The organism is Streptomyces sp. NRRL WC-3626 (assembly GCF_000718785.1).
Classification (GTDB): Bacteria; Actinomycetota; Actinomycetes; order Streptomycetales; family Streptomycetaceae; genus Streptomyces; species Streptomyces edwardsiae.
Map to the genome: position 1 here is coordinate 1 of NZ_JOCA01000036.1, position 25,414 is coordinate 25,414.

The window sequence follows — 25,414 nt, forward strand, 5'->3', positions numbered from 1 at the left end:
GACGGGCGTGTTCGTGTTCACGTTCACCCAGAGCTCCGTGCTCGCCGGTGTGCGGGCGATCTCCGGGAACCTCGGGCTGGTGCGGGCCCTGCACTTCCCGCGCGCCTCCCTGCCCGTCTCCTTCGCGCTCCAGCAGCTCCAGCAGCTGCTGTACTCGATGATCGTGCTGGTCGTCGTCGTGATGGCCTTCGGCAGCCTGCCCGCCCTGTCCTGGCTGCTGGTGATCCCGGCGCTGCTGCTGCAGTTCGTGTTCAACACCGGGCTCGCGCTGATCTTCGCGCGGATGGGCAGCAAGACGCCCGACCTGGCCCAGCTGATGCCGTTCGTGCTGCGCACCTGGATGTACGCGTCCGGCGTGATGTTCAGCATCCCGGCGATGCTGCACGACAAGAACGTGCCCGGCTGGCTCGCCGACGTCCTGCAGTGGAACCCGGCCGCCGTCTACATGGACCTGATCCGCTTCGCGATGATCGACGGCTACGGCTCCTCGTACCTGCCCCCGCACGTGTGGGCGTTCGCGCTGGGCTGGGCACTGCTGGCCGGCGTGATCGGGTTCGTCTACTTCTGGAAGGCAGAGGAGAGGTACGGCCGTGGCTGACACCACCGACTCGAAGATCCCCACGGTCGTCGCCGACCGCGTCGACATCGTCTACCGGGTCAACGGCACCGGCGCCGGACGCGGCTCCGCCACCGCCGCCCTCAACCGCATGCTGCGCCGCAAGCAGACCGAGAAGGCGGCCGGGGTGCGCACGGTGCACGCCGTGCGGGACGTCTCCTTCGTGGCGTACCGGGGCGAGGCCATCGGCCTGATCGGCACCAACGGCTCGGGCAAGTCGACCCTGCTCAAGGCCGTCGCCGGCCTGCTCCCGGTGGAGAACGGCCGTATCTACACCGACGGCCAGCCCTCCCTGCTCGGCGTCAACGCCGCCTTGATGAGCGATCTGACCGGCGAGCGCAACGTCCACCTCGGCGGGCTCGCCATGGGCATGTCCCGCGAGGAGATACGGGCACGCTACGACGAGATCGTCGACTTCTCCGGCATCAACGAGAAGGGCGACTTCATCACCCTGCCGATGCGCACCTACTCCTCGGGCATGGCGGCCCGGCTGCGGTTCTCCGGACGGTGTTCCTGGTCAGCCACAACAACAAGTCGATCCGCGACACCTGCGACCGCGTGCTGTGGCTGGAGCGCGGCGAGCTGCGCATGGACGGGCCGACCGAGGACGTGCTCAAGGAGTACGAGGCGTTCACCGGCGGCACGGACAAGGCCCGCAAGCCGAAGCCGAAGGCGGTACCGGTGCCCTCCTGAGGGCTACGCCCGCGCGCCCAGGCGACCTATTCGTCGTATTGATGCCAATATGACCGAAGAGGAATGCCTGGAGCGACGAGCAGCCGAAGGAGCCCCGCGATGCCCGAACTCAGCGTCGTCGTCCACGGGCCGAACACCCAGGACCACCTGACCGGCCTGCTCGACTCCCTCGCCGCCCGTCCGCTCCCGGACACCGAGGTCGTCGTCGCCGCCGTCGGCGACTGGGCCCGCGAGACCGCAGGCCGGCACACCCCGCACGTCCAGGTGCTGCCCCTGCCGGACGGCACGTCCGGCGCGGCGGCCCGGACGGCGGGGGCGGCGCGGGCCACCGGCCGCTGGCTGCACTTCGTGAGCGCCAAGGACGGTCTGCCGCCCGACAGCACCCGCATCGTCACCGAACGGCTCGCCGAACTCCCGGACACCGTCGACGTACTCCTCCTCGACCACCTGCGCAGCACCTGGCGGAGCTCCGGCATGCCCTCGGCGGACGGCCCCCTGCTCGCCCGCGCGGGCCACGCCGAACTCGCCCTCGACGACGCCGCCTACCTGCTGCGCCTGACCCCGCTGCTCGGCACCCGCGTGCTGCGCGCCGGCTTCTGGCGGGCCCACGAGGAACGGCTCACCACCGACGACGAACCGCGCGCGGCCCTCGCCGCCCTGCTGCTCGCCGACCGTGTCGCCGCCCTGCCGCACATCGCCCACGAGGACCGCCGGCTGCGGTCCGCCACCCTCCCCCCGGTCACCCCCGAACAGCGCTACGCGCTCGTCGACCGCTACGAGAGCCTGCTCGACCTCGCCCGCGACCGCCCCGCCGTCTACACGGTGCTCTACGAGATCATGGTCCGCGACTGTCTGCGCACGTTCAGCCGCGACGGCATGCCCGAGGACGTGGCCCGGGAGTTCTTCCACCGGGCCTCGGTCGCCGCCCTGCGCCGCCGCCCCGAGGGCCACCGGCGCCCCGCCGGCCCGGAGGGCATCCGCCGCTCCCTGCTCGAAGAGGGCGCCTACGGGAAGTACCGCGCCTTCCAGACCGCCAACCGCGCCCGCCGCGCCGTGCGCTCCACCGTCCGCGCCGGCCGGCGCCGGCTCGGCGCACAGGTCCGCGAGCAGCAGTACCGCAGTGCCCTGCGCCGCCCCGTCGACCCCCGCCTCGCGGTGTTCGCCGCCTACTGGAACCGCGGCGTCGCCTGCAACCCGGCCGCGATCGCCGCGAAGCTCGCCGAACTCGCCCCGCACATCCACCCGGTGTGGGTGGTGACCGCCGAGAACGCCGCACTGCTCCCGCCCGGCACCGACCACGTCGTCCCCGGCACCCGCCGCTACTGGGAGACGCTCGCCACCGCCGCGTACCTCGTCAACAACGTCAACTTCCCGAACGGCCTGGTCAAACGCCCCGACGCGGTACACCTCCAGACCCACCACGGCACCCCCCTCAAACGCATGGGCGTGGACCAGATGCCGTTCCCCGCCGCCGCCCAGGGCCTGAACTTCGCCGCGCTGCTGGAACGCGTCGACAAATGGGACTACAGCCTCTCCGCCAACAGTCACACCACCCGTATGTGGGAGAGGGCGTACCCGTCCCGGTACATCCCGCTGGACTACGGCTATCCGCGCAACGACGTCTACTACACCGCCGGCGCCGACGACATCCGCGCGGTCCGCGCCCGCCTCGGCATCGCCCCCGGCCGCCGGGCCGTCCTCTACGCGCCCACGCACCGCGACTACGAGGCCGGCTGGACCCCGCGCCTGGACCTCGCCGCCCTCGCCGACCGCCTCGGCGAGGACACCGTGCTGCTGGTGCGCGGCCACTACTTCTACGAGGGCTCCGCCTCCCCGCTGACCGGCCTGCGCCGCTCGGGCCGGATCGTCGACGTCTCGTCCTACGACCCGGTCGAGGAGCTGTGCCTGGCCGCCGACGCGCTGGTCACGGACTACTCGTCGATCATGTTCGACTACGCCAACCTCGACCGACCGATCGTCGTCCACGCCGACGACTGGGAGACGTACCGCACCACGCGCGGTGTCTACTTCGACCTGATGGCGGAGGCACCCGGCCCGGTCGCCCGCACCCAGGACGAACTCACCGGGATCCTCACCACCGACGCCTGGCGCGACGACCGCGCGGCGAAGGAACGGGCCGCCTTCCGCCGCCGCTTCTGCGAGTACGACGACGGCCGCGCCGCCGAACGCGTCGTACGCCGGGTCTTCCTCGGCCAGGACGAGGCGTCGCTGCCGCCGGTGATCCCGGTCGGGGAACGCACCCCGGCACCGGCACCCCAGGAGGCCGTATGACCGCCTCGCCGCCCCCCGACGTCACCGTCACGGTGATCGTGCACAACGACGCCGGACGGCTCCCCCGCGCGGTGGAGTCCGTACGCCGCCAGACCCACCGCGACCTCGAGATCGTCATCAGCGACGACCACTCGACCGACGACACCCCCGAGGTCGCGCGGGCGCTGGCCGCCCGTGACCCCCGCATCCGGTATCTGCGGCTGCCTGAGAACAGCGGCGGGTGCAGCGCGCCCCGCAACCGTGCGCTGGAGATCGCGCGGGCGCCGTACCTGATGTTCCTCGACAGCGACGACGAACTCCCGCCGGAGTCGGTCGCCTCGCTGCTCGCCGCACACCGCGAACGCGACCTCGACTTCGCGATGGGCGCGGTACGGCGGATCCGGGTGGACACCGGACGCCGCTCCACCTGGATGCCGCACCTCGTGCGCGAACGCCGCACCCTGGACGGCGTCGAGGCCGATCCGCGGCTGTTCTTCGAGCACCTGGCGACCAGCAAGATGTACTCCCGCGCCTTCCTCGACCGGCACGGTCTGCGCTTCCCCGAGGGCATCCACTACGAGGACCAGCTGTTCTCGGCGCAGGCGTACTGCCTGGCGAAACGGTTCACGATCATCCCGGAGCCGGTGTACCACTGGTACATCGCCCCGTACGCGGGCTCCGACGCGGTGTCCATCTCCAACCAGCGGCATCTGCTCACCAACGTCCACGACCGCGTCCACGTCCAGCGGCTGATCGACGCCTTCCTGGCCGGGAGCGGACACGGGGCGCTGCGCGAGGACAAGGACCACAAGTTCCTGAAGCACGACTTCCGGATGTACGCGGGCGACCTCCCCTACCGGGACGAGGAGTGGCTCACCGCCTTCGCCGACCTGATGAACCCGTACCTGGAGACCCTGTCACCGGGCGCGTACGCCCGTCTCCCCCGCGCCGAGCGGGTGGTGCTGCAACTGCTCCGCGACCGGCGGCTGACCGAGGTGCGGTGGGCGGCACGCGGGCTGGGGCACGCGGTCGCCCCGAGGGAGCTGACCACGGGCCCGGACGGCCGTACGTACTGGGGCGGACGGATCCCCGAGTCGGCCACGGCCCGCCGCGAACTGGACCTGACCGAACTGGAACCGGCCACCCGCCCGTTCCCCGTCGCCCAGTTCCGCCACGAGATCACCGAGGTCGGGCGCGGCCCCGGCGCGTCGGTCGACCTGACGGTACGCACATACGACCCGGCCCTGCGCCTTCCGGTGGGCCCGCAGCGCGCGAGTCTGCTCCTCACCCCCGGCAGGCACCGCCTCACGGTCCCGTTCCGGCTCTCCCCGGTACGCCCCGGAGTCTTCGAGGGCCAGGTCCGCCTCGACCCGGCGGCCGCCCGCCTCCCGCTCACCGGCTTCGCCGGAAAACGCCACCCGATGCTCCGCCTGACGTACCAGGGCCGCAGCAACACGTCCCTGCTCCTGGCCCCCCTCTCCTTCCCACCCCTGACGGCCCACCTCCCCCACCACCACCTCACCATCGAACCCGAGGGCCACACCCCGGGCCGTCTCCAACTCCGCTGGCACCCCACCAACGCCCTGCACCACCTGAAAACCCCCCGCCTCCGCAAAGCAGCCCGCACAGCAGCAAGCATCTTCAGCCCCCGATAACCCCTCCAACCGCGAAGAAGCGCGACCCGAGCCCTCACCCCCAAACGCAAGGGGCGCCCCGGGCCAGACCGACCCGGGACGCCCCACATACCCGCCGCTACCTACGAATGCGACCGCAACAACGTCCGCATCGTCCGCATCGCCACAGACAGATTCGCGAGATCAAACGCCTCGGACCCGTGAATCTCCTCCAACGTGCTACGCGCCCGCCCCAACAGCGCGGCGTTCTTCCGCTCCCACAGATCAAACCGCTGCTGCGGCGCAGAAGCACCATCCCCCTCCGCCAAAACCTCCGCAGCCACAGCCGAGTGCGCCGCGTACAGGTCCTCACGGATCGCCGCACGGGCCATGGACTGCCAGCGGTCGGCCCGCGGCAACTCGATGATGCGGTCCATCAGCTGAGTGATCCGCAGCCGGTCCCCGAGGTCGTAGTACACCTCGGCGACCTCCAGCGGCTCCTTCCCCATCCGGTCGGCCACCGACACGATGTCCAGCGTCGGGAACGCGGAGGAGAACCCGGCGACCCGAGTGGCCAGCTCGTCCGGAACCCCGGCACCGCTCAGCTCGTCGTAGATCCGCTGGTACCACTCGAGGTCGGCGCCCCGCAGCAGCTTCGGCAGCTGCGACCACACCTGCTCGACCCGCTCGCCGAAGAACGTCACCGTCTCCTCGAGCTCCAGCGGCTGCGGCCGGTTGTTGAGCAGCCACCGCGTACCGCGCTCGACCAGCCGGCGCGAGTGCAGCCTGATGCGGGTCTGGAGCTCCGCGTCGACCGTGTTGTCGAGCGCCTCGACCCCGTCCCACACCACCGAGGAGCGGAAGATCGCACGGGCCGCGGTCTGCGCCCGGACGATCTCCTCCAGCGACGCGCCGGTCTCCTCGCGCAGCCGGTGCAGATACGTCGTACCGCCCGTGTTGACCGTGTCGTTGACCAGCACCGTCGTGGTGATCTCGCGGCGCAGCGGGTGGCTGTCGATCCGGTCGAGGAACTGCTCGCGCAGCTCGGTCGGGAAGTACGCGTGCAGCAGCACCTTGAGATACGGGTCCTCGGGCAGCGAGGTGGCCAGCAGTTCCTCGGCGACCGTGATCTTCGTGTACGCCAGCAGCACGGCCGTCTCCGGTCCGCTCAGACCCTGCCCGGAGGCCAGCCGTTCACGGATCTGGCGGTCGGTGGGCAGGAACTCCAGGGCCCGGTCGAGATGCCCCTCGCGCACCAGGTGCTTCAGGAAGCGCTGCTGCGCGTGCATCATGTCCTTCGACTGCGCCAGCGCGTTGGCGATGGCGGTGTTCTGCGCGTAGTTGTTGCGCAGGACCAGCCGTCCGACCTCGTCGGTCATCCCGGCGAGCAGCTTGTTGCGCTGCTTCACGGTCATGTCGCCGTCCTTGACGAGACCGTTGAGCAGGATCTTGATGTTCACCTCGTGGTCGGAGGTGTCCACGCCGGCGCTGTTGTCGATCGCGTCGGTGTTGATGCGGCCGCCGTGCAGCGCGAACTCGATCCGGCCGAGCTGGGTGCAGCCCAGGTTGCCGCCCTCGCCGACGACCTCGACCCGCAGGTCCTTGCCGTCGACGCGGATGGCGTCGTTGCCCTTGTCGCCCACGTCGGCGTTGGACTCCGTGGACGCCTTGACGTAGGTGCCGATGCCGCCGTTCCACAGCAGGTCCACCGGTGCCGTGAGGATCGTCTTCATCAGGTCGGCCGGGGTCATCTTGGCGATGCCGGGCTCGATGCCGAGGACCTCGCGCATCTGCCCGTTGACCGGGATGGACTTGGCGCCGCGCGGGAAGATCCCGCCGCCGGCCGACAGCAGCTCGGTGTTGTAGTCGGCCCAGGAGCTGCGCGGCAGCTCGAACAGGCGGCGGCGCTCGGCGTAGGAGACGGCCGCGTCGGGGCTCGGGTCGATGAAGATGTGCCGGTGGTCGAAGGCGGCGACCAGGCGGATGTGCTCGCTGAGCAGCATGCCGTTGCCGAACACGTCACCGGACATGTCGCCGATGCCGACGACCGTGAAGTCCTGGCTCTGGGTGTCCACGCCCAGCTCCCGGAAGTGCCGCTTCACGGACTCCCAGGCGCCGCGGGCGGTGATGCCCATGCCCTTGTGGTCGTAGCCCGCGCTGCCGCCGGAGGCGAAGGCGTCGCCGAGCCAGAAGTTGTACGACTCGGCGACCTCGTTGGCGATGTCCGAGAACTTCGCGGTGCCCTTGTCGGCGGCGACGACGAGGTAGGTGTCGTCCTCGTCGTGCCGGACGACGTCCGCCGGGTGCACGACCTCGCCGGCCACCATGTTGTCGGTGATGTCGAGCAGCGCCGAGATGAACGTCCGGTAGCTGGCGATGCCCTCCGCCATCCAGGCGTCACGGTCGGCGTTCGGGTCGGGCAGCTGCTTGGCGACGAAGCCGCCCTTGGCGCCGACCGGCACGATGACGGTGTTCTTCACCATCTGCGCCTTGACCAGGCCGAGGATCTCCGTACGGAAGTCCTCCCGGCGGTCCGACCAGCGCAGACCGCCGCGCGCGACCTTGCCGAAGCGCAGGTGCACGCCCTCGACGCGCGGCGAGTACACCCAGATCTCGAACGCCGGGCGCGGCGCGGGGAGGTCGGGGATGGCCGTCGGGTCGAACTTCATGGAGACGTAGTCGTGCGGCACGCCGCCGCTCGCCTCCTGGAAGAAGTTGGTGCGCAGCGTCGCCTTGATGACGGTGAGGAAGGAGCGCAGGATGCGGTCCTCGTCCAGCGAGGCGACCTGGTCGAGGGCGGCGTCGACCTCCTCGAGGAGCGCGTCCACCAGCTCGTATCCGGCGCGCTGCCGGTCCGGGGACATCCGCGCCTCGAACAGGGAGACGAGCAGCCGGGTGGTGTGGACGTTGGTGCGGAGGGTGTCCTCCATGTAGTCCTGGCTGAAGGTGGAGTTCGCCTGGCGCAGGTACTTGGCGTACGCCCGCAGCACCACGGCCTGCCGCCAGGTCAGCCCGGCGCTGAGCACGAGGGCGTTGAAGCCGTCGTTCTCCGCCTTGCCGGTCCAGGTCGCCTCGAAGGCGTCCTGGAACCGCTCACGGGCGTCGTCCCCGAGGTGGTCGGCGCCGGCGCCCTTGGGCATCCGCAGACCGAAGTCGTAGATCCAGGCCACGCTGCGGTCGGCGCAGCGCAGTTCGTACGGCCGCTCGTCGACGACCTCGACGCCGAGCCGCTGGAGCACCGGCAGCACGGCGGACAGGGAGACGGCCTCGCCCTTGCGGTAGATCTTGAAGCGGCGCTCCTCGGCGCCGGCGCCCACCGGCTCGTACAGGCTGAGCGCGAAGTCCCGCTCCTCGTCGAGCTCCTCGATGCGGACCAGGTCGGCGACGGCGCTGCGCGGGGTGTGGTCGGCCTTGTAGCCCTCGGCGAAGGAGCCCGCGTAACGGCGCAGCAGCTCGGCGGCGCGCTCCTCGCCGAACTCGGCGTTCAGCGCCTCGGAGAAGCCGTCGGCCCAGGAGCGGGCGGCCTCGACGAGGCGGGCCTCGATGCGCTCCTTGTCGGCGTCGGACAGCTCGGGCAGTTCGGTGCCCTGCGGGACGCGGACCACGAAGTGCAGCCGGGAGAGGACCGACTCGGTGTTCCAGGCGGTGAAGTCGACGCTGATGCCGCCGAGCTCCTCCTTGAGGATGTCGATGATCCGCAGCCGCACACCGGTGGTGTAGCGGTCGCGCGGGAGGTAGACGAGCGCCGAGTAGTAGCGCCCGTACTCGTCCTGGCGCAGGTAGAGCCGCAGCCGGCGCCGCTCCTGGAGGTAGAGCACCGAGGTCGCGATGGCCTGGAGCTCCCCGACCGGGGTCTGGAACAGCTCGTCGCGCGGGTAGGTCTCCAGGATCTGGAGCAGATCGCGTCCGTCGTGGCTGTGCGGCGAGAAGCCGGCGCGCTCCAGGACCTCCTCGACCTTGCGGCGGATCACCGGCACCCGGCGCACGGACTCGGTGTAGGCGGCGGAGGAGAACAGTCCGAGGAAGCGGCGCTCACCGACGACGTTGCCGTCCGCGTCGAACTTCTTGACGCCGATGTAGTCCAGGTACGAGGGGCGGTGCACGGTGGCCCGGCTGTTCGCCTTGGTCAGCACCAGCACCTTGTGCTCGCGCGCCTTGGCGCGGGCGTCGGCGGGCAGCCGCTCGAAGGACGGGCTGACGGGGTGGCCCTCGTCGGTGGCGTGGTGCGGGTCGGAGCGCAGGATGCCGAGGCCGGTGCCGGGGACGGCACCGAGCGAGTCGTCCCCGCGCAGCTCGTACTCGCGGTAGCCGAGGAAGGTGAAGTGGTCGTCGGCGAGCCAGCGCAGCAGCTCGCGGGCCTCCTCGACCTGCGGCGCGGGCAGGTCGGCGGGGACGGGCTCACCGGGCAGCGCCTCGGCGAGCGCGGTCGCGGCCTGGCGCATCTTGCCCCAGTCCTCGACGGCCTCGCGGACGTCGGAGAGGACCCGCAGCAGGTCGGAGGTGATCTGCTTGAGGTCGCCGCGGTCGGTCTCGCGGTCGATCTCCACATGGATCCAGGACTCGACGTGCGCGTCGTGCGGCAGGCCCCGGGTGTCCTGGGGGAGGTCGCCGCCGACGGGGGCGGTGAGCACCTCGATCAGCTTGCCGGTGACGTCCCGGCGGACCACGACCTGCGGGTGGATGACGACGTGGATGCCGCGGCCCTGGCGGGTCAGCTCGTTGGTGACGGAGTCGACCAGGAACGGCATGTCGTCGGTGACCACCTCGACGACGGAGTGGCTGCAGGTCCAGCCGTTCTCCTCGACGGTCGGGGTGTGGACGCGGACGCTGGCCGTGCCCTGGGGGCGCCTCTCGGCGAGCCGGTAGTGCGAGTAGGCGGCACCGAAGACGTCGACCGGGTCGCGGTCGGTCAGGTCCTCCGGGGCGGTGTGCAGGAAGTAGCGCTGGAGGAACTCGAGCACGGTGTCCCGGTCGGGCATGCCCTTGTCCGTCGTCCCGGTCGGCAGTTTCCCCCCGGCCGGGCTGTTCTCAGCTACCCGGGCGGCCCTTTCGAGCAGCTCGGCCTTGGCTTCGTCCAGCTTGGTCTGCATGGTCCTCTGGCTCCTGTCGCGCGCCATTGCGTGACGTAGAAGGAAGTACGGTCTCCGGCCTCGCGGTGCGGTGGTACGACGCGGGGTGTCCGCTCTGTACCGACGCTATGCCGCGAGGTGAAGTGAGTGGGGGCTTCTCGGCGGAATTCGACGCGCCCGACGGGTGTGACGCCGCTCTCGCCGATACCTGTCCGGGGGAGGTGTGGCGCGTCCCGAGTGCCCTGGTGCGAAGACCAGCGACCGCCACCCGGTCACGGATGTCGTCCGTGCTCGCCGGGCGCACAGCAGGGACACCGAGGCCCCCGCGAGCTATCGCGCTGATCACGCCACCAAGGCTATCGCTCCCCACAGGCCCTCCGTCATGAGCCGTATGTGTACAAAACCAGCCCCCGAACTTTGACGTTCTGCACAGTGCACCAGCCCCGCACAACTGCAGCCAGTCGTGCACGCACACCCACAGCCACCCCTGCCCGCACAGCTAGGGGCACCCCCGCCCGCACAGCTAGGGCACCCCCGCCCGCACAGCCGCAGGCAGCTCGCCCGCACAGCTAGGGCACCCCCGCACACACAGCCACAGCCAGCCCCGCCCGCACGGCCGCGGCCAGCCCGCCCGCACAGCCGCGGGCAGTCGTGCCGCTGGGGCGGCACGGGTGGGCGCGGCGGCACCCCGCAATCGCCGGGCCGCGCAACAGCCCCCGCCCAGCACCGACCCCGGGTGTCACGCAACCGCCGTCGCGGGAAAACAGCCCGGCGACAGCTCAGGCACCCACCAGCCGCTCCGCCTCCCGCACCGCTTCCCGCAACGTGTCCACCACCGGAACCCCCACCGCCTCCAGGCTGGCCCGCCCGTGCGACCCCCCGGTGTACAGCACCGCCCGCGCCCCCACATGCAGCGCAGCCACCGCATCGTCCGCCGCGTCCCCGATCACCACCGTGCGCCCCGGATCGACCCCGGCCAGCGCCGAAAGATGCCGCACCATGTGCTCCGCCTTGCCACCCCCGGACGGCCCGGTCCGCCCCTCCACCCGCAGGAAGTGCGTCTCGATCCCGAACCCCCGTACCAGCGGCACCAGCTCCTCGTGCCCGTACAGGCTGAGAATGGACTGGCTGCGCCCGGCCGACGCCCACCCCGCCAGCAGCTCCACCACGCCCTCGGCGAGCCCACACCGCACATGGTGCCGCGTGTAGTGCCGGTGGAACGTGGAGTCCATCAGCTCCCACTCCGCCGCGCTGGGCAGCCGCCCCATCAGCCGCTCGTAGAACTTCGGCACCGGTACGCAGTACAGCTCCCGGTACCGCTCCAGCGTGAGCGGCTCCAGGCCCAGCTCGGCGAAAGCCGCGTTCGTCGCGCCGATGACCGCGTCGACATCGTGGAACAGCGTGCCGTTCCAGTCCCAGACGATGTGCGCGTCCGTGTGCGTCCCCATGCCCGAAAACGTACCCGCCCCCACTGACATCCGGCAGGGTCACAGGTCAGGGCGGTCAGCCCACCAGGCCGGGGATCTCCTGGGTGGCGTACCAGAGCAGTTCGTGGTCCTCCGCGCCGTCCACGGTGGACCGGGCGACGTCGTCCCCGCCGTCCGCCGCGGCCAGCGCGCCCGCGGCGGCCGCCACGTCCGCCTCGGCGTCGGCCGCGTCCACGTGCACCGCGGCCGCCTTGGCCAGCCGTACGGCGCCGGCGACCCGCACCTCGCCGAGCGCGGCCGGGCCGAGGCCCCGGCCGGGGTCGCTGGAGGCGGCGGCGTCGGACACGTCCACGGCGACCACGACCCGGCGTCGCGGCGCACCGGCGTCCGCGGCCAGCAGCCGCAGGGAGGCGAGCGCGGCGCGGCTGAGCGCGGCGTACTCGAGTTCCTCGATGTCGTCGGAGAGGCACCACTCGCGCAGCGCGGGCGTCACGGCGTACGCGAGGAACGGCCCGTCGCCCAGCACACCGGTCCTGGACGCCTCGGCGAGCCCGGGGAGGGTCAGGGGGACGTAGACGCGCATGGCGGGCCGCTTTCACGAGATCGGGAGCTCCGGACGAACCCTCAGGATACGTGCGGGGTGTCCCCCATCGAGTCCCCACCCACACCCCCACCCACGTCCACTCCCGTCCCGCGATTCACCCGGTACCCCCGCTCCACTACGGGCCCGGCCTCCCCCGATTCACCCTGATAAGTGAATCCGGACGGCGTCCCCACCCGGCCCTCCGCCGCCTTGCCCGGGACCCCCGCAAACCCGTACAAGATCCCCGAACGCGAAGTTACCGCCCGGTACGTCCGACCGGCCGGGCCCGTAGAACGGGGTCCCCATGCACAAAGTCATGACCAGAGCCCAGCTCCGCCCCGCAGGCCGTCCCCCCCCCCGCCACGACTCCCGCCGCCCTTCAGCGGCCGCGCCGCCTCACGCGTCCGCGGCAAGGCCCGCGACGTTCCCCGCCCCGGAAACCTCCCCGCCCACGCACACCGACGCGCCCCATCCGGTCCCGCAAGCCCTCAGAGCACCCACCCCGTCGGCCCGTCCCCACACCGGCACACCCCGCCGGGACCGGAGAACCCCGGCGCCCGCCACACCCACCCGCACGACAGCCCCGCACGCCGGCCCGGAAGGAGCCACGTCCGCCGCTGCCGCCGGCCCGGCCCCCTACCCGTCCCCCGCGTCCCCCGCCCCCGCCGGCGCTCCGCACAGGCCCGCAGGAGGCCCCGCACGCGCCTCCTCACCCGGCGCGGGCGCCCCGCCCCGGGTCCCCACCGGCCCGGTCGCCTCCGCCCCCTCGCCCGGCGGGCGCCGCCCCGTTGCCGCGGCTCGGGCGACCCGGCCCGCCGACAACCGTCCGCCGGCCCGCGCGGGCCGGCGGACCACCTCGCCGACGCCGTCGGCACCCGGCGTCCGGGGCCCGTCGACCCCCGGCAGCCGCCCGCGCTCAGCCGGCCGGGCTCCCGTGCGCCCCGTCGTCCCCCAGCCCCGGCCCACCGACCGCTTCGCCGAGCTGCTGCTCGCCGTTCTCAGCGGGCAGCGGCCCGTGCACGCGATGCTCCGGCACAGCGCCGGACGCGCCTACGACGACCTGGTGCGGCTCGCCGAGCGGGTGCCGCTGCGCACCCGGGGAGTCAGACCCGTCGTACGCGACATCGGCTGGTTCGAGCCGCGCGAGGGGGCCATCGAGGTGTTCGCCCGGATCGGCGCGGGGGACAGACTGCGCGCCATGGCCTTCCGGCTGGAGCAGGGCCGGGACCTGCGCTGGCGCTGCACCGCCGTGGAGCTGGGCGGCCCCCGCGCGGGCATCCGCTGACCGCACGGGCACAACGCCCGAGGGCCGGGCACCCTGGGGTGCCCGGCCCTCGGCCTGCTCACAGCCGCTCCGCCGCGGCTGCGCTCACTTCTTGCGGCGACGGCCGCCCTTCGCCTGCTTGCGGCGCTCGGCGCGCGTGAGGCCGTCCGCCTCGGAGCGCACCGGCTCCTCGTCGGTGGCGAAGTCGCCCTCGACGGTGCCGCCCTCGCCGTCCACGGTCGGCGCGGAGAAGTGCAGATTGCGCCGCTGCGGGGCGTCGAGCCCCTTGGCCCGGATCTCGGGGCGGGGCCCCGCCTGCGCGGGCACCGCGTCCTGCTTCTCCAGGTCGGCCACCGGCTTGACGTCCTCGACCGGGACCTCCTCGACCTGCTGCTCGACCTGGACCTCCAGGTTGAACAGATAGCCGACGGACTCCTCCTTGATGCCGTCCATCATCGCGGAGAACATGTCGAAGCCCTCGCGCTGGTACTCGACCAGCGGGTCCTTCTGCGCCATCGCGCGCAGGCCGATGCCCTCCTGGAGGTAGTCCATCTCGTAGAGGTGCTCGCGCCACTTGCGGTCCAGGACCGACAGCACGACCCGGCGCTCCAGCTCACGCATGATCTCGGAGCCGAGCTGCGTCTCACGCGCCTCGTACTGTGCGCGGACGTCGTCCTTGATGGACTCGGAGATGAACTCGGCGGTGAGCCCGGCCCGGTCGCCCGCGGCCTCTTCCAGCTCCTCGATGGTGACGCTCACCGGGTACAGCTGCTTGAACGCGCCCCACAGCCGGTCCAGGTCCCAGTCCTCGGGGAAGCCCTCACCGGTCTCGGCCTGGATGTAGGCGTCGATGGTGTCGTCCATGAAGTGCTGGATCTGCTCCTGCAGGTCCTCGCCCTCCAGCACGCGGCGGCGCTCGCCGTAGATGACCTCGCGCTGCCGGTTCATGACCTCGTCGTACTTCAGGACGTTCTTACGCGTCTCGAAGTTCTGCGTCTCCACCTGCGACTGCGCGGACGCGATCGCACGCGTGACCATCTTGTTCTCGATCGGCACGTCGTCCGGCACGTTCGCCATGGACATCACGCGCTCGACCATCTGCGCCTTGAACAGCCGCATCAGGTCGTCGCCGAGCGAGAGGTAGAAGCGGGACTCGCCGGGGTCGCCCTGACGGCCGGAACGGCCGCGCAGCTGGTTGTCGATGCGCCGCGACTCGTGCCGCTCGGTGCCGAGGACGTACAGGCCGCCGTTCTTCTCGACCTCGTCCTTCTCGGCCTTGACCGCCGCCTCGGCCCGCTTGATCGCCTCCGGCAGGGCGTGCGCCCACTCCTCGATGTGCTCCTCGGGGTCGAGGCCGCGCTGGCGCAGCTCCGCCTCGGCGAGGTCCTCGGGGTTGCCGCCGAGCTTGATGTCCGTACCGCGGCCGGCCATGTTGGTGGCGACCGTGACACTGCCCTTGCGGCCGGCCTGGGCGACGATCTGCGCCTCGCGCTCGTGGTGCTTGGCGTTCAGCACCTCGTGCTGGATGCCGCGCTTGCTGAGCTGCTGCGACAGGTACTCGGACTTCTCCACCGAGGTCGTGCCGACGAGGATCGGCTGGCCCTTGCGGTGCTTCTCCTCGATGTCGTCGACGACCGCCTCGAACTTGGCGACCTCGGTGCGGTAGATCAGGTCCGACTGGTCCTTGCGGACCATCGGCCGGTTGGTCGGGATCGGCACCACACCGAGCTTGTAGATCTGGTGGAACTCGGCGGCCTCGGTCATCGCCGTACCGGTCATGCCGGACAGGCCGGGCATTTCCTTGTCGTCGTGGTCGCGGCGCTTGTAGAGGCGGAAGAAGTTCTGCAGCGTGATCGTGGCGAGGGTCTGGTTCTCGTCCTTGATCGGCACCGCTTCCTTGGCCTCGATGGCCTGGTGCATGCCCTCGTTGTAGCGGCGGCCGGCGAGGATTCGGCCGGTGTGCTCGTCGACGATCATGACTTCGTCATCGATGATGACGTAGTCCTTGTCCTTCTTGAAGAGCTCCTTCGCCTTGATGGCGTTGTTCAGGTAGCCCACGAGCGGGGTGTTCACCGACTCGTACAGGTTGTCGATGCCCAGCCAGTCCTCGACCTTGGCGACACCGGACTCGTGGATGGCGACCGTGCGCTTCTTCTCGTCGACCTCGTAGTCGCCGGTCTCCTCGATGCCCTTGAGCGGGTTGCCGGCCTCGCCGCGCTTGAGGCGCTTGACCAGCTTGGCGAAGTCGCCGTACCACTTGGTGGCCTGGTCGGCCGGGCCGGAGATGATCAGCGGCGTACGGGCCTCGTCGATGAGGATGGAGTCGACCTCGTCGACGATGGCGAAGTTGTGGCCGCGCTGGACGAGTTCGTCCTTGGACCACGCCATGTTGTCGCGCAGGTAGTCGAAGCCGAACTCGTTGTTCGTGCCGTACGTGATGTCGCTGGCGTACTGCTCGCGGCGCTGGGCCGGCGTCATGTTGGCGAGGATGCAGCCGACGGTCAGGCCGAGGAAGCGGTGGACGCGGCCCATCATCTCGGAGTCGCGCTCGGCCAGGTAGTCGTTGACCGTGATGATGTGGACGCCCTCGCCGGACAGGGCGTTCAGATACGCGGGCAGGGTGCCGACGAGGGTCTTGCCCTCACCGGTCTTCATCTCGGCCACGTAGCCCATGTGCAGGGCGGCGCCGCCCATCATCTGGACGTCGTAGTGCCGCTGGCCCAGCACGCGCTTGGCGGCCTCGCGGACGGTGGCGAACGCCTCGGGGAGCAGGTCGTCCAGGCTCTCACCGTCGGCGTACCGCTGCTTGTACTCATCGGTGAGGGCCCGCAGCTCGGCGTCGGAGAGGCCTTCGAAGTCCTCTTCGATGGAGTTGACCTGGTCCGCGATGCGGTGCAGCTTGCGCAGGATTTTGCCTTCGCCTGCACGCATGATCTTCGAGAGGACGGACACGGGGGTTGGTCTCCTTGCCGGTCGGGCCTGGGACGGTCGGTTTCCATTTCACTGACTGAGCAACGGCCATCGTATGCGAGGACCCCGCCACGCCGGGAGGCCTGCCGTACGGGTGACTGCCGGCTGCTTCCCATCCGTTTCACGGCTGCCTCGAAAGGAACAACGTGCGGGGCCCCCGGATGGTGCCGCCCCGCAGCGGCGAATTGCGCGAAGGGTGATCGTTGCCTCACGCACCGCGAAAGGGATGGCGCGGGCCGCCGCAGCGTGAGCAGAATCGGCCGATGGAACCCGTCACGCTCACCACCGACCGCCTCCTGCTGCGCACGGTCGGTCCGCAGGAGACCGACGCCGTGTACGCGATCTGCCAGGACCCGGACATCCAGCGCTGGACCACGATCCCCTCGCCGTACCTGCCGGAGCACGCGCGGGGTTTCACCGAGCAGATCGCGCCCGACGGGTGGGCGGCCGGTTCGATGTTCACGTTCGGTGTCTTCCTGCCCGGCGGGGAGCTCACGGGCATGCTCGGCATCACCATGCGCTCCCTGGGGACCGGTGAGATCGGCTTCTGGGGCGCGAAGGAGCACCGCGGCAACGGCTACATCACGGAGGCCGCCCTGGCCGCCTCCCGCTGGGCGTTCACCCGTATGTCGGTCGACCGCGTGGAGTGGCGCGCGGAGGTCGGCAACACGGCCTCCCGCGCGGTGGCGGAACGCGCGGGGTTCACCATCGAGGGCGTCCTGCGCTCCTCGCTGAACAACAAGGGGGTGCTGCGGGACTGCTGGGTGGGCTCCCTGCTCCCGTCCGACCTGGGCCTTCCCTCCACGGCGCCCTACGTGCCCGGTCGGGGATGAGCCCGGACACCGCCCGCGTTGTCAGTGGCGCCCTCTATCGTGCGGACGTATGACGACCCTCCCGCGTCCGACCACGGAACTCTCGGCCGACGAGGCCCGCCGCATCGCCCTGCGGGCCCAGGGCTTCCTCGGTGCCCCGGACCGGCGCTCGGGTGTCCGGGGCGTCCTGCGTCATCTGGGCGCGGTGCAGCTCGACACCATCTCGGTCCTCGCCCGCTCCCACGAGCTGATCCCCTACGCCCGGCTGGGCGCCGTGGGGCGGCGCACGGTCGAGGAGGCGTACTGGAAGAAGGAGTCCCAGCCTGCGCACGCGTTCGAGTACTGGTCGCATGCCGCGTGCATCCTCCCCATCGAGGAGTGGCCGCACTTCGCCTTCCGCCGCCGCGCCTACCGCGCCCGCCCGCACTGGCACCACGAGCTGCCGGACGGCGCCTACGACCAGGTGATCAAGCAGCTCCGCGCGGAGGGCCCCCTCACGGCGACGGAGCTGGGCGGCGCCAAGCGCACCAGCGAGTGGTGGGACTGGTCCGGCACCAAGGTCGCCGTCGAGCGGGCGCTGATGTACGGCGAGGTGGTGTGCGTGGAGCGCCGCGGCTGGAAGCGGGTCTACGACCTCGCCGAGCGGGCCGTCCCGGCGCAGCTGCTGCACGACGAGCTGGACGACGCGGAGTGCCTGCGCCGTCTGGTCCGTCTGGCCGGCCAGTCCCTCGGTGTGGGCACCCGCGCGGACATCGCCGACTACCACCGTCTCAAGGGGGAGCAGGTCGACGCCGTGATCGACGGCTCGGGCCTGGTCCCGGTCACGGTGGCGGGCTGGTCCAAGCCGGCCTGGGCCGACCCGGCGGCCCTGGCCACACCGCCGCGCGGCCGGCACCGTACGACGCTGCTGTCCCCGTTCGACTCCCTGGTGTGGGAGCGGGCGCGCACGGAGCGGATCTTCGGCTTCACCCATCGTCTGGAGGCCTACGTCCCCAAGCCGAAGCGGGTGTACGGCTACTTCGCGATGCCCGTCCTCGCGGGCGGCCGGCTCGTCGGCCGCGTCGACCCGGCGCGCGAGGGGCGCACGCTGGTGGCCCGGCAGGTCACGCTGGACGGCCCGAAGGCGGTGCCCGCCGTGGCGCAGGCGCTGGTGGAGGCCGCGGGCTGGGTGGACTGCGCGGACGTGCGCGTGGAGCGGGTCGACGCGCCGGAGCTGCGCGAGGCCCTCACACTGGAGCTCGCCCGTGCCCTGGCCTGAATCCGGGACCCGGCGCCGGGTCCCGGTCCCGGGGCCCGGTCAGCGGATCTCGAGGATCTTCTCCCGCATCGCGTAGACCACCGCTTCCATCCTGGAGTGCAGCTGGAGCTTCTCCAGGATGTTGCGTACGTGGTTCTTCACGGTGTTCTCGGAGATGAAGAGTTCCTTGGCGATGTCGCGGTTGTTCATCCCCGTGGCCACGAGTTTGAGGACTTCGAGTTCACGGTCGGTCAGCCGGGGCGCGGGCACGAGCCGGCGCTCGTCGGTGCGCTGGATCATCGATTTGAACTCGGTGAGCAGTTTCGACGCCATGGAGGGGCTGATCTGCGACTGTCCGTCGGCGACCGCGCGAATGGCGGTGGCCACCTCGTCGGTGGAGATCTCCTTGAGGAGATAACCGGTCGCGCCCGCCTTGATCGCGTCGTAGAGGTCGGCCTCCTCGTCGCTGATCGTCAGCATGATGATCTTCGCGCTGGGGGCGACCTCCTTGATGGAGGTGCACGCCTCGATGCCGCCGCGCTTGGGCATCCGCACGTCCATCAGGATGATGTCGGGCAGCAGGTCGGCCGCCTTCTCCACCGCCTCGGCGCCGTCCCCCGCCTCGCCGACGACCTGAATGTCCTCCTCGGCCGCGAGCACGATCTCCAGTCCGCGGCGGAACAGCGCGTGGTCGTCCACCACAAGGACTCTGATCGGCTCCTTGCGTGGAGTGTCCGCGTCCGGGCCCATGCCGGCGACGCCGTCGTCGGCGTCCTCGTCACGCATCGGTCCGAAGCTGTCCGCCATCGTTCCTCCCCCTGCCGGCTGCGGCCTGTGGTCCTGACCATCGCCAACCCAAGGCAACGGCCCACCGGTTGAGCCGCTGCAGCCATGATTCCATGCCGCGCCGCCACCGAGGTGCCGGTGTGCGCGCCGAGTGGTCGCACACAGGTGCCCCTGGGGGCGCACAAGCGCACCAGGGGCACCGGTGAGGCCGTCACGCGCGGGTCAGCCGCCGAGCGTCCCGCCCGCCTCGGGGGACTGCGTCTGGGTGACCATCGTGTCCGTGCTGAGGTGGATCACGCCGTAGTCGTAGGCGTGCCTGCGGTAGACGACGCTGGGTTCCTTGGTCTCGGAGTCGACGAAGAGATAGAAGTCGTGCCCCACCAGCTCCATTTCGTAGAGAGCCTGGTCGAGGGTCATGGGGGCTGCGACGTGGGTCTTCTCGCGGACGACCAGGGGTCCGTCGCCCTGTACTTCCAGCGAGCCGATCTTCTTGGTGGGGACGGCTTCCGGCTCGTCCGCGACGAAGCCTCCGCCCGATCCGTTGAGTGTCGCCGCGCCCGGGACGTGGTCGGGGACCTCGGCTGCCGAGATCCGGCGCGCGCCGCGCCGCGAGAAACGCTTGTCGTGCTGCTTGCGCAGCCGGGCGTCCAGCTTCTCCGCTGCCAGGTCGAGCGCCGCGTACGGGTCGCTGGCTGCCGCCTCCGCCCGGATCACCGGACCGCGGGAGCGGAGCGTGATCTCCACCCGGTCACAGCGGTCGGCCTGCCGGGGGTTGGGCTCCTTGGACACCTCGACATCGAGGCTCATCACCTTGCCATCGAGCTTCTGGATCTTCTCCAGGTTCAGCTTCTCGGCCACGTGCTTCCGGAACCGCTCGGGCACCTCTGTCTTACGGCCCTTGACGACGATGTCCACGCAGAACTCCGTTCCCGGATCACTCCGCCTCGGTGCGGAGCGTCTCCCTTTTGCACCAGGTCCCGGTATCGTCCGGAACCTCGGACTTCGGTGACGTCCACCTCCTCCCCCATGGGCGAGATCTCCACTCCACCGGCACGGGTGATACCGAAAACCCGCAGCACGGCAATCGGATTCGAGAGGTGTGGCCTGCGGCTTTCCCTCTCACCCGAACATATCTCGCCCGGACGGATGTCGTCACCCTCTACCGCGCCGTACCTCCATTCTGGTGAATTGTTTCCCTCATTACCTGCAACGACGTACGTACTCAGTCAGTTCCGGTTTATTTCGAAAGCGTCCGGAGACGCCGCGACGACGGCCGCGCACATCGCGCCGGTGTTCCCGTCGGCGCCACCCGCGCCCGTCATGACCGGCGGCCGTCCGGGCCGCCGGCCGGCACTCCGTCGAGCCCGTCCGCTCCGCTGTTCCCCTCTCCCTTCCCCTGTCTCACTCCAGTACACGAACGCGCGCGCCGAAATACTCGATTCGCCGCCCCGGTCCGGTGACGCGGCGTCCGGCCGCGCCCGTACGGCGCGCGCCGCCTCGGCCAGTGACGCCCCGGTCGTCATCAGGTCGTCGACCAGGACGACCCGGCCCGCGGGGAGCAGCCGGTCACAGCCCGGGGCGAGCGTCAGCGCGCCCGCGAGGTTGGCCAGCCGCTGCCGGGAGCCGAGCCCCGACTGGTCGGCCACGTCCCGTCGTTGCCGCAGGGCGGGGAGCACTCGTGCGGGTACCCCTGCCCGGCGCAGCTCACCCGCCGCCGCGTACGCGATCCGCCGCGCGGGATCGTGCCCGCGCGTGCGCACCGCCCGCCGCGCGGAGGGCACGGGGACGAGCAGCACCGGGCCGTCCCGGACGCCCGGCGCCCGGACCGCTCCCAGCCCTGCCCGGACGGCTCCCGCCAGCGCCCTGCCGAGCGGCCGCGCGAGGGCCAGGGCGCCGCGCTCCTTGTGGGCCAGCAGGGTGGCGCGCACCTCGTCCGTGTACCGGGCCGCCGCGTGCACCGGGGGCAGTCCGGACGGCTCGGGCACCGGCCGCACCCGGCACGGCACGGCCCCGCCCAGCGCCGTACGGCACCGGGCGCACAGCACCGTACGAGGTGCGCCACAGCCGCCGCACTCGGCCGGGAGCACCAGATCGGTGAGGTCCTGCCACCAGTCCCGCATGGCCCCACTGTGCCAACGCCCGGCGCACCCGGCCACCCCTGTGGATAACCCGGGGGAACGTCCGGCTCAGCCGGGATAGACCGGCGCGGTTCCCTCCGTCACCTTCTGCCACTGGGCCCCCGTGGGCAGCCGTACGATCCCGTCCACCGAGTACGCCATCAGCGGCGCCTGTTCGTCCTCGGAGGCGGTGACGGCCTTGACGCCGGTCAGGGCGGCGGGCGGCGGCACGTCCGGCGTGGAGCCGTCGACCTCGACGTACTTCATCTGCTCCACCCCTCCTTCCTCACGCCCGACCACCACGAGCCGGCTGTCCCCGGCCCACGACATGGCCGTGACCTGCTCCAGCTCGGGCGTCGCCGAGCGCGGGTCCAGCACGGTGACCGTGGGCCGGCCGTCCGTCCCGTCCTCGCGGTCGATCCGCCCGATCAGCAGCGAGCGCCGGTCGCCCTTCTCCACGACGAGCGCGATCCGCACCCCGTCGGCGGCCACCCGGACGGCCCGCACCCGGCCGTCCAGCTCCGGCGTGTGCACCTCGACCGGCTCGTCGGAACCCTCCTCGAGCAGGTACAGCCGCGGCTCGTCGGCGTTGCCGTCGGCGACCCACAGCCCGCCCCGCGCGTCCCAGCTGGGCGTGGTCAGCCTGTCCTCCTCGGTCTTGCCCGTGCTCTGCAGCACCGGCTCGCCGAGCGGACTCCCCGCCACCAGCGGGGCGACGTACAGGGACCTGCCGTCCACGGAGACCCCGGCCGCGGTGCGCTCGTCCCGGGCGACCGCCACCGACCGCAGCGCCTTCTCGCCCTCGCCCAGCGCACCGGGCGCCGGGGCGGGATCGGTGTCGCTGGTGCCGGAGGTGATCCGTACGAGACGGCCCTCCTCGTCGACGAAGTACAGGTAGTCGGGCTGGTGCAGGGCACCCCGGGTCGCGACGGTCTCCGCGCCGCTCCTGGCGAGCGAGCAGAGCGGTCCGCCGCCGGCCCGCACCTCCACCTCCTCCACCGCGGGGCTGAGGGTGCGCAGGGTGAACAGCAGCTGGGCCGCCATCTCCTCGCACCGCCCGGTGCCGGCCTCGCCGGCCTTGTCGTTGAGCGGCACGGTCAGCTTGCCCCGGTCGTCCGGGGTCAGCGGAGCGGCCTCCTTGCTCAGCGCCGTCCCGACGGGGAAACCGGTCCTGACGGCAGGCTTCAGCCACGTCGTGGGGCCCTTGATGAGCGAGCGCACCATCTCGGTCGTGGGGTCCACGTGGCTGCGCACGTAGACGGGGTCGGCGACCGTCATCGGCGGCGTACTCGCGTTGTCCGAGGCGAAGTAGTACTTGTTGACGGACATGTAGTTGCGCTGGAAGTCCGACTTGCCCATGACGACACCCTGCGGGACCACGTCGATGCGCCACTGCTCGGTCCTGGCGTCCCTGGTGAGGTGCACCGGCTTGTCGTACGACCCGGAGGCGGGCGCGTACGCCTGCTGCGCGTCCACCGTGGCGACCTGGGTCCCGGTCAGCGTGTAGGACAGCGAGCCGGTGTTCTGCTGCTCCGGCGCTTCGACCTGGGCGTCCGGCCCGTTCGACAGCACGGTGGTCGACAGCTCCGGCCGCCATGCCTTCGCCGCCTCGCGGGTCAGATACTGGCGCGCGGTCCTGTAGTCCGGGTCGTCGCTGGTCAGCGCCTCCAGGAAACCCTGCACGATCTGGGTGGGGGTGGCGTCGTCGCTGGGCGGCATGGCGAACACGCGCACCTGCGCGTCCTGCCGGGGTGTCGACTCGACGCCCCGCAGATCCCCGCTGTCGGGCATCGAGGCACACCCGGCCAGCAGGACGACCCCGCTGGTCGCGTACGCCACCGCCCTCGCCGACGCCCCCCGGCCGCGCTCACCGCCGCCCACGCGAAGCCTCCCCGTCCCTGTCCACGTCCCGCCCCTCACTCCGGCCGCCCTCGCCGCCGGCGTCCTGCCGTCCCGCCGGATCCGCGCCGCCCTGCGACCCCGACGGCATCCGGGTGCTCCCCGACGGCCGGGACACCACGCGTGCGCCGCTGCCGGGCAGCGCCGTGGGATCGGCCGTCGGGGGCCCGGCCGCCTGCCGCAGGGCGAGCGGGTCCCGCGCGGAGGCGTCGTTGCCGGGCTCCCGCGCGGAGACCGTGGCGCGTTTCTCGCCGTCCCCGCCGCCGTGCGCCGGCCCGGCGTCGTCGAGACCGCTGTTGCGCCGCGAGTCCTTGGGCTCCAGCGGTATCGGAGAGCCCCTCAGCGGCTCGTCCGCGGTCCTCGGCAGCGTCAGCCGGAACTGCGAGCCGCCGCCCGGCTCGCCCCACGCCTGGAGCCAGCCGCCGTGCAACCGCGCGTCCTCCAGGGCGATGGACAGGCCCAGCCCCGTACCGCCCGTGGTGCGCGCGCGTGCCGGGTCGGCCCGCCAGAAGCGGCTGAACACCCGGGTGGCCTCGCCGGGCTTGAGCCCGACGCCGTAGTCGCGCACGGCGACCGCCACCGCCCCGCCGGCCGCGGCGAGCTTGACGACGACGTCCCTGCCCTCGCCGTGTTCCACCGCGTTGACGACCAGGTTCCGCAGCACCCGCTCGACACGCCGCGCGTCGGCCTCGGCGACGACGGGCTGCTGGTCCCCGACGATCCGCACGCGCGTGCCCTTGCGTTCGGCGAGCGGCTCCGCGCCGCTGACCACGCGCCGTACGACCTCGCGCAGGTCTATCGGCTCGGCCTCCAGCGCCGCCGCGCCCGCGTCGAACCGGCTGATCTCCAGCAGGTCCGCGAGCAGCGACTCGAACCGGTCGATCTGGTCGGCGAGCAGTTCCGCCGACCGCGCTGTGATCGGGTCGAAGTCCTCGCGTGCCTCGTGGATGACGTCCGCGGCCATGCGCACCGTCGTCAGCGGTGTCCGCAGCTCGTGCGACACGTCCGACACGAACCGGCGCTGCATCCGCGACAGGTCCTCCAGCTGGTTGATCTTCAGGTGGAGGTTCTGCGCCATCTTGTTGAACGCCTCGCCGAGCCGCGCGATGTCGTCCTCGCCGGTGACCTTCATCCGTTCCTGCAGCCGCCCCGCGGACAGCCGCTCGGCGATCCCGGCCGCCATCCGCACCGGCGTGACGACCTGGCGCACCACCAGCCAGGCGATCGCCCCGAGGAGGACGACGACGAACAGCCCGGCGGTCGCCAGGGTGCCCTTGACCAGGCTGAGTGACTTCTCCTCCTGGGTGAGCGGGAAGAGGTAGTACAGCTGGTACGGGTCGCCGTTGGGGTCGTTGACCTGCTTGCCGATGACCAGTCCGGGCTGGGAGTCCTTCTTGGTGTCGTAAACGATGCGGGTGTAGCTCTGGGCCGCCGTCGGGCCGCTGTCGATCCGCTCCCGCAGCGCCGCCGGCACACTCGCCGTCGGATTGACCTCACCGGAGGCGCGCGGTCCGCGCCCGCTGCCGCTCTCGTCGGCCGCGGGCAGGGTCACCACGTCGAAGGCGCCCTGGCCGCCGCTCGAGAGCGATTCCACGAGGTCGCTCATCCACTGGATGACGCTCTGCGAGGGCCGGCCGTCGATCGCGGTGCCGTCCTCGCCCGTGACGCTCTCGTCCTCCTCGGCCTGCTGCCTGGCCACGGCGAAGCCGCCGGTGGCCTGGCTCTGCGACGCCTTCACCTTGGCGTCCAGCAGCCCGTTGCGGACCTGGCCGATGACGACGAAGCCCAGCAGCAGCACCACGCCCAGCGACATCAGCAGCGTGGTGGCGACGACCTTGAGCTGGATGTTGCGCCGCCACAGCCGCATGACGGGCAGCAGCGGCCGGCGCACCCACCGCACGAACAGCCGGATGACCGGACTGCCCTGGACCCCGCCCTGCAGCAGCCCGCCGTCGAGCAGGCGCCCCCAGCGGGAGCCGGGAGCCTTCCGGCCGACAGGCCGCCCCGGCCGGCCCCCGGACGGGCGGGGCGCCGAAGCGGCACTGTCCCCGGACATG

The 25,414-nt window shown here is 71.6% G+C and carries 15 protein-coding genes and 1 pseudogene; 7 read left to right on the forward strand and 9 right to left on the reverse strand.

Annotation, left to right across the window (positions count from 1 at the left end):
* The 4 genes and pseudogenes from IF28_RS0134820 to IF28_RS0134835 all read left to right on the forward strand — a co-directional run.
* The coding region (locus IF28_RS0134820; protein WP_030229212.1) for an ABC transporter permease at positions 1–598 on the forward strand (598 nt) is incomplete at its 5' end.
* A pseudogene (locus IF28_RS36710) lies at positions 591–1,309 on the forward strand (ABC transporter ATP-binding protein). The gene IF28_RS0134820 and the pseudogene IF28_RS36710, both read left to right, overlap by 8 nt.
* Positions 1,310–1,408: 99 nt before the next feature.
* A complete protein-coding gene (locus IF28_RS0134830) occupies positions 1,409–3,601 on the forward strand; it encodes a CDP-glycerol glycerophosphotransferase family protein (RefSeq protein ID WP_030229214.1) in 2,193 nt (730 codons plus the stop codon).
* Entirely contained in the window at positions 3,598–5,235 is a 1,638-nt protein-coding gene (locus IF28_RS0134835; RefSeq protein ID WP_030229216.1) for a glycosyltransferase family 2 protein, read from the forward strand. The genes IF28_RS0134830 and IF28_RS0134835 overlap by 4 nt, the downstream gene beginning before the upstream one ends.
* Positions 5,236–5,336: 101 nt before the next feature.
* On the opposite strand, the gene IF28_RS0134840 is transcribed toward IF28_RS0134835, so the two are convergent.
* From IF28_RS0134840 to IF28_RS0134850, 3 genes are all read right to left on the reverse strand, one after another.
* Positions 5,337–10,283, reverse strand: a complete 4,947-nt coding sequence (locus tag IF28_RS0134840; RefSeq protein ID WP_030229217.1) for an NAD-glutamate dehydrogenase — start codon at positions 10,281–10,283, stop codon at positions 5,337–5,339.
* 758 nt (positions 10,284–11,041) lie between these two features.
* Complete coding sequence (locus tag IF28_RS0134845; protein WP_030229219.1) at positions 11,042–11,710, reverse strand: HAD family hydrolase; 669 nt, start codon at positions 11,708–11,710, stop codon at positions 11,042–11,044.
* 55 nt (positions 11,711–11,765) lie between these two features.
* Positions 11,766–12,272 (reverse strand): DUF6912 family protein, encoded by a 507-nt coding sequence (locus IF28_RS0134850; RefSeq protein WP_030229221.1) that lies wholly within the window; start codon positions 12,270–12,272, stop codon positions 11,766–11,768.
* Between the two features lie 934 nt (positions 12,273–13,206).
* Between IF28_RS0134850 and IF28_RS36715 the strand changes: the two genes are divergently transcribed.
* Positions 13,207–13,557 (forward strand): Rv3235 family protein, encoded by a 351-nt coding sequence (locus tag IF28_RS36715; protein WP_406710648.1) that lies wholly within the window; start codon positions 13,207–13,209, stop codon positions 13,555–13,557.
* A gap of 84 nt (positions 13,558–13,641) precedes the next feature.
* Here the strand turns inward: IF28_RS36715 and secA are convergent, their stop codons facing one another.
* Positions 13,642–16,488, reverse strand: a complete 2,847-nt coding sequence (gene secA / locus IF28_RS0134860) for a preprotein translocase subunit SecA (protein ID WP_030229226.1) — start codon at positions 16,486–16,488, stop codon at positions 13,642–13,644.
* Positions 16,489–16,769: 281 nt separating this feature from the next.
* Between secA and IF28_RS0134865 the strand changes: the two genes are divergently transcribed.
* A complete protein-coding gene (locus IF28_RS0134865) occupies positions 16,770–17,339 on the forward strand; it encodes a GNAT family N-acetyltransferase (RefSeq protein ID WP_030229228.1) in 570 nt (189 codons plus the stop codon).
* A 49-nt stretch (positions 17,340–17,388) separates the two neighbouring features.
* Positions 17,389–18,576: a winged helix-turn-helix domain-containing protein gene (locus tag IF28_RS0134870; protein ID WP_030229230.1), complete on the forward strand. Its 1,188-nt coding sequence runs from the start codon at positions 17,389–17,391 to the stop codon at positions 18,574–18,576.
* A 39-nt stretch (positions 18,577–18,615) separates the two neighbouring features.
* On the opposite strand, the gene IF28_RS0134875 is transcribed toward IF28_RS0134870, so the two are convergent.
* The 5 genes from IF28_RS0134875 to mtrB all read right to left on the reverse strand — a co-directional run bounded on the left by IF28_RS0134875 (position 18,616) and on the right by mtrB (position 25,413).
* Positions 18,616–19,362, reverse strand: a complete 747-nt coding sequence (locus IF28_RS0134875; protein WP_030229232.1) for a response regulator — start codon at positions 19,360–19,362, stop codon at positions 18,616–18,618.
* A gap of 201 nt (positions 19,363–19,563) precedes the next feature.
* On the reverse strand, positions 19,564–20,256 hold the full coding sequence (gene hpf, locus IF28_RS0134880; protein WP_030229234.1) for a ribosome hibernation-promoting factor, HPF/YfiA family: 693 nt from the start codon (positions 20,254–20,256) through the stop codon (positions 19,564–19,566).
* A gap of 311 nt (positions 20,257–20,567) precedes the next feature.
* Positions 20,568–21,461 (reverse strand): ComF family protein, encoded by an 894-nt coding sequence (locus IF28_RS0134885; protein ID WP_030229237.1) that lies wholly within the window; start codon positions 21,459–21,461, stop codon positions 20,568–20,570.
* A gap of 66 nt (positions 21,462–21,527) precedes the next feature.
* Complete coding sequence (locus IF28_RS0134890) at positions 21,528–23,339, reverse strand: LpqB family beta-propeller domain-containing protein (RefSeq protein WP_030229239.1); 1,812 nt, start codon at positions 23,337–23,339, stop codon at positions 21,528–21,530.
* Positions 23,326–25,413 carry an MtrAB system histidine kinase MtrB gene (gene mtrB, locus IF28_RS0134895; RefSeq protein ID WP_030229242.1) on the reverse strand — a complete coding sequence of 696 codons (2,088 nt, stop codon included), beginning with the start codon at positions 25,411–25,413 and terminating at the stop codon, positions 23,326–23,328. Before mtrB ends, IF28_RS0134890 begins: the two co-directional genes overlap by 14 nt.
* Position 25,414 lies beyond the last annotated feature (1 nt).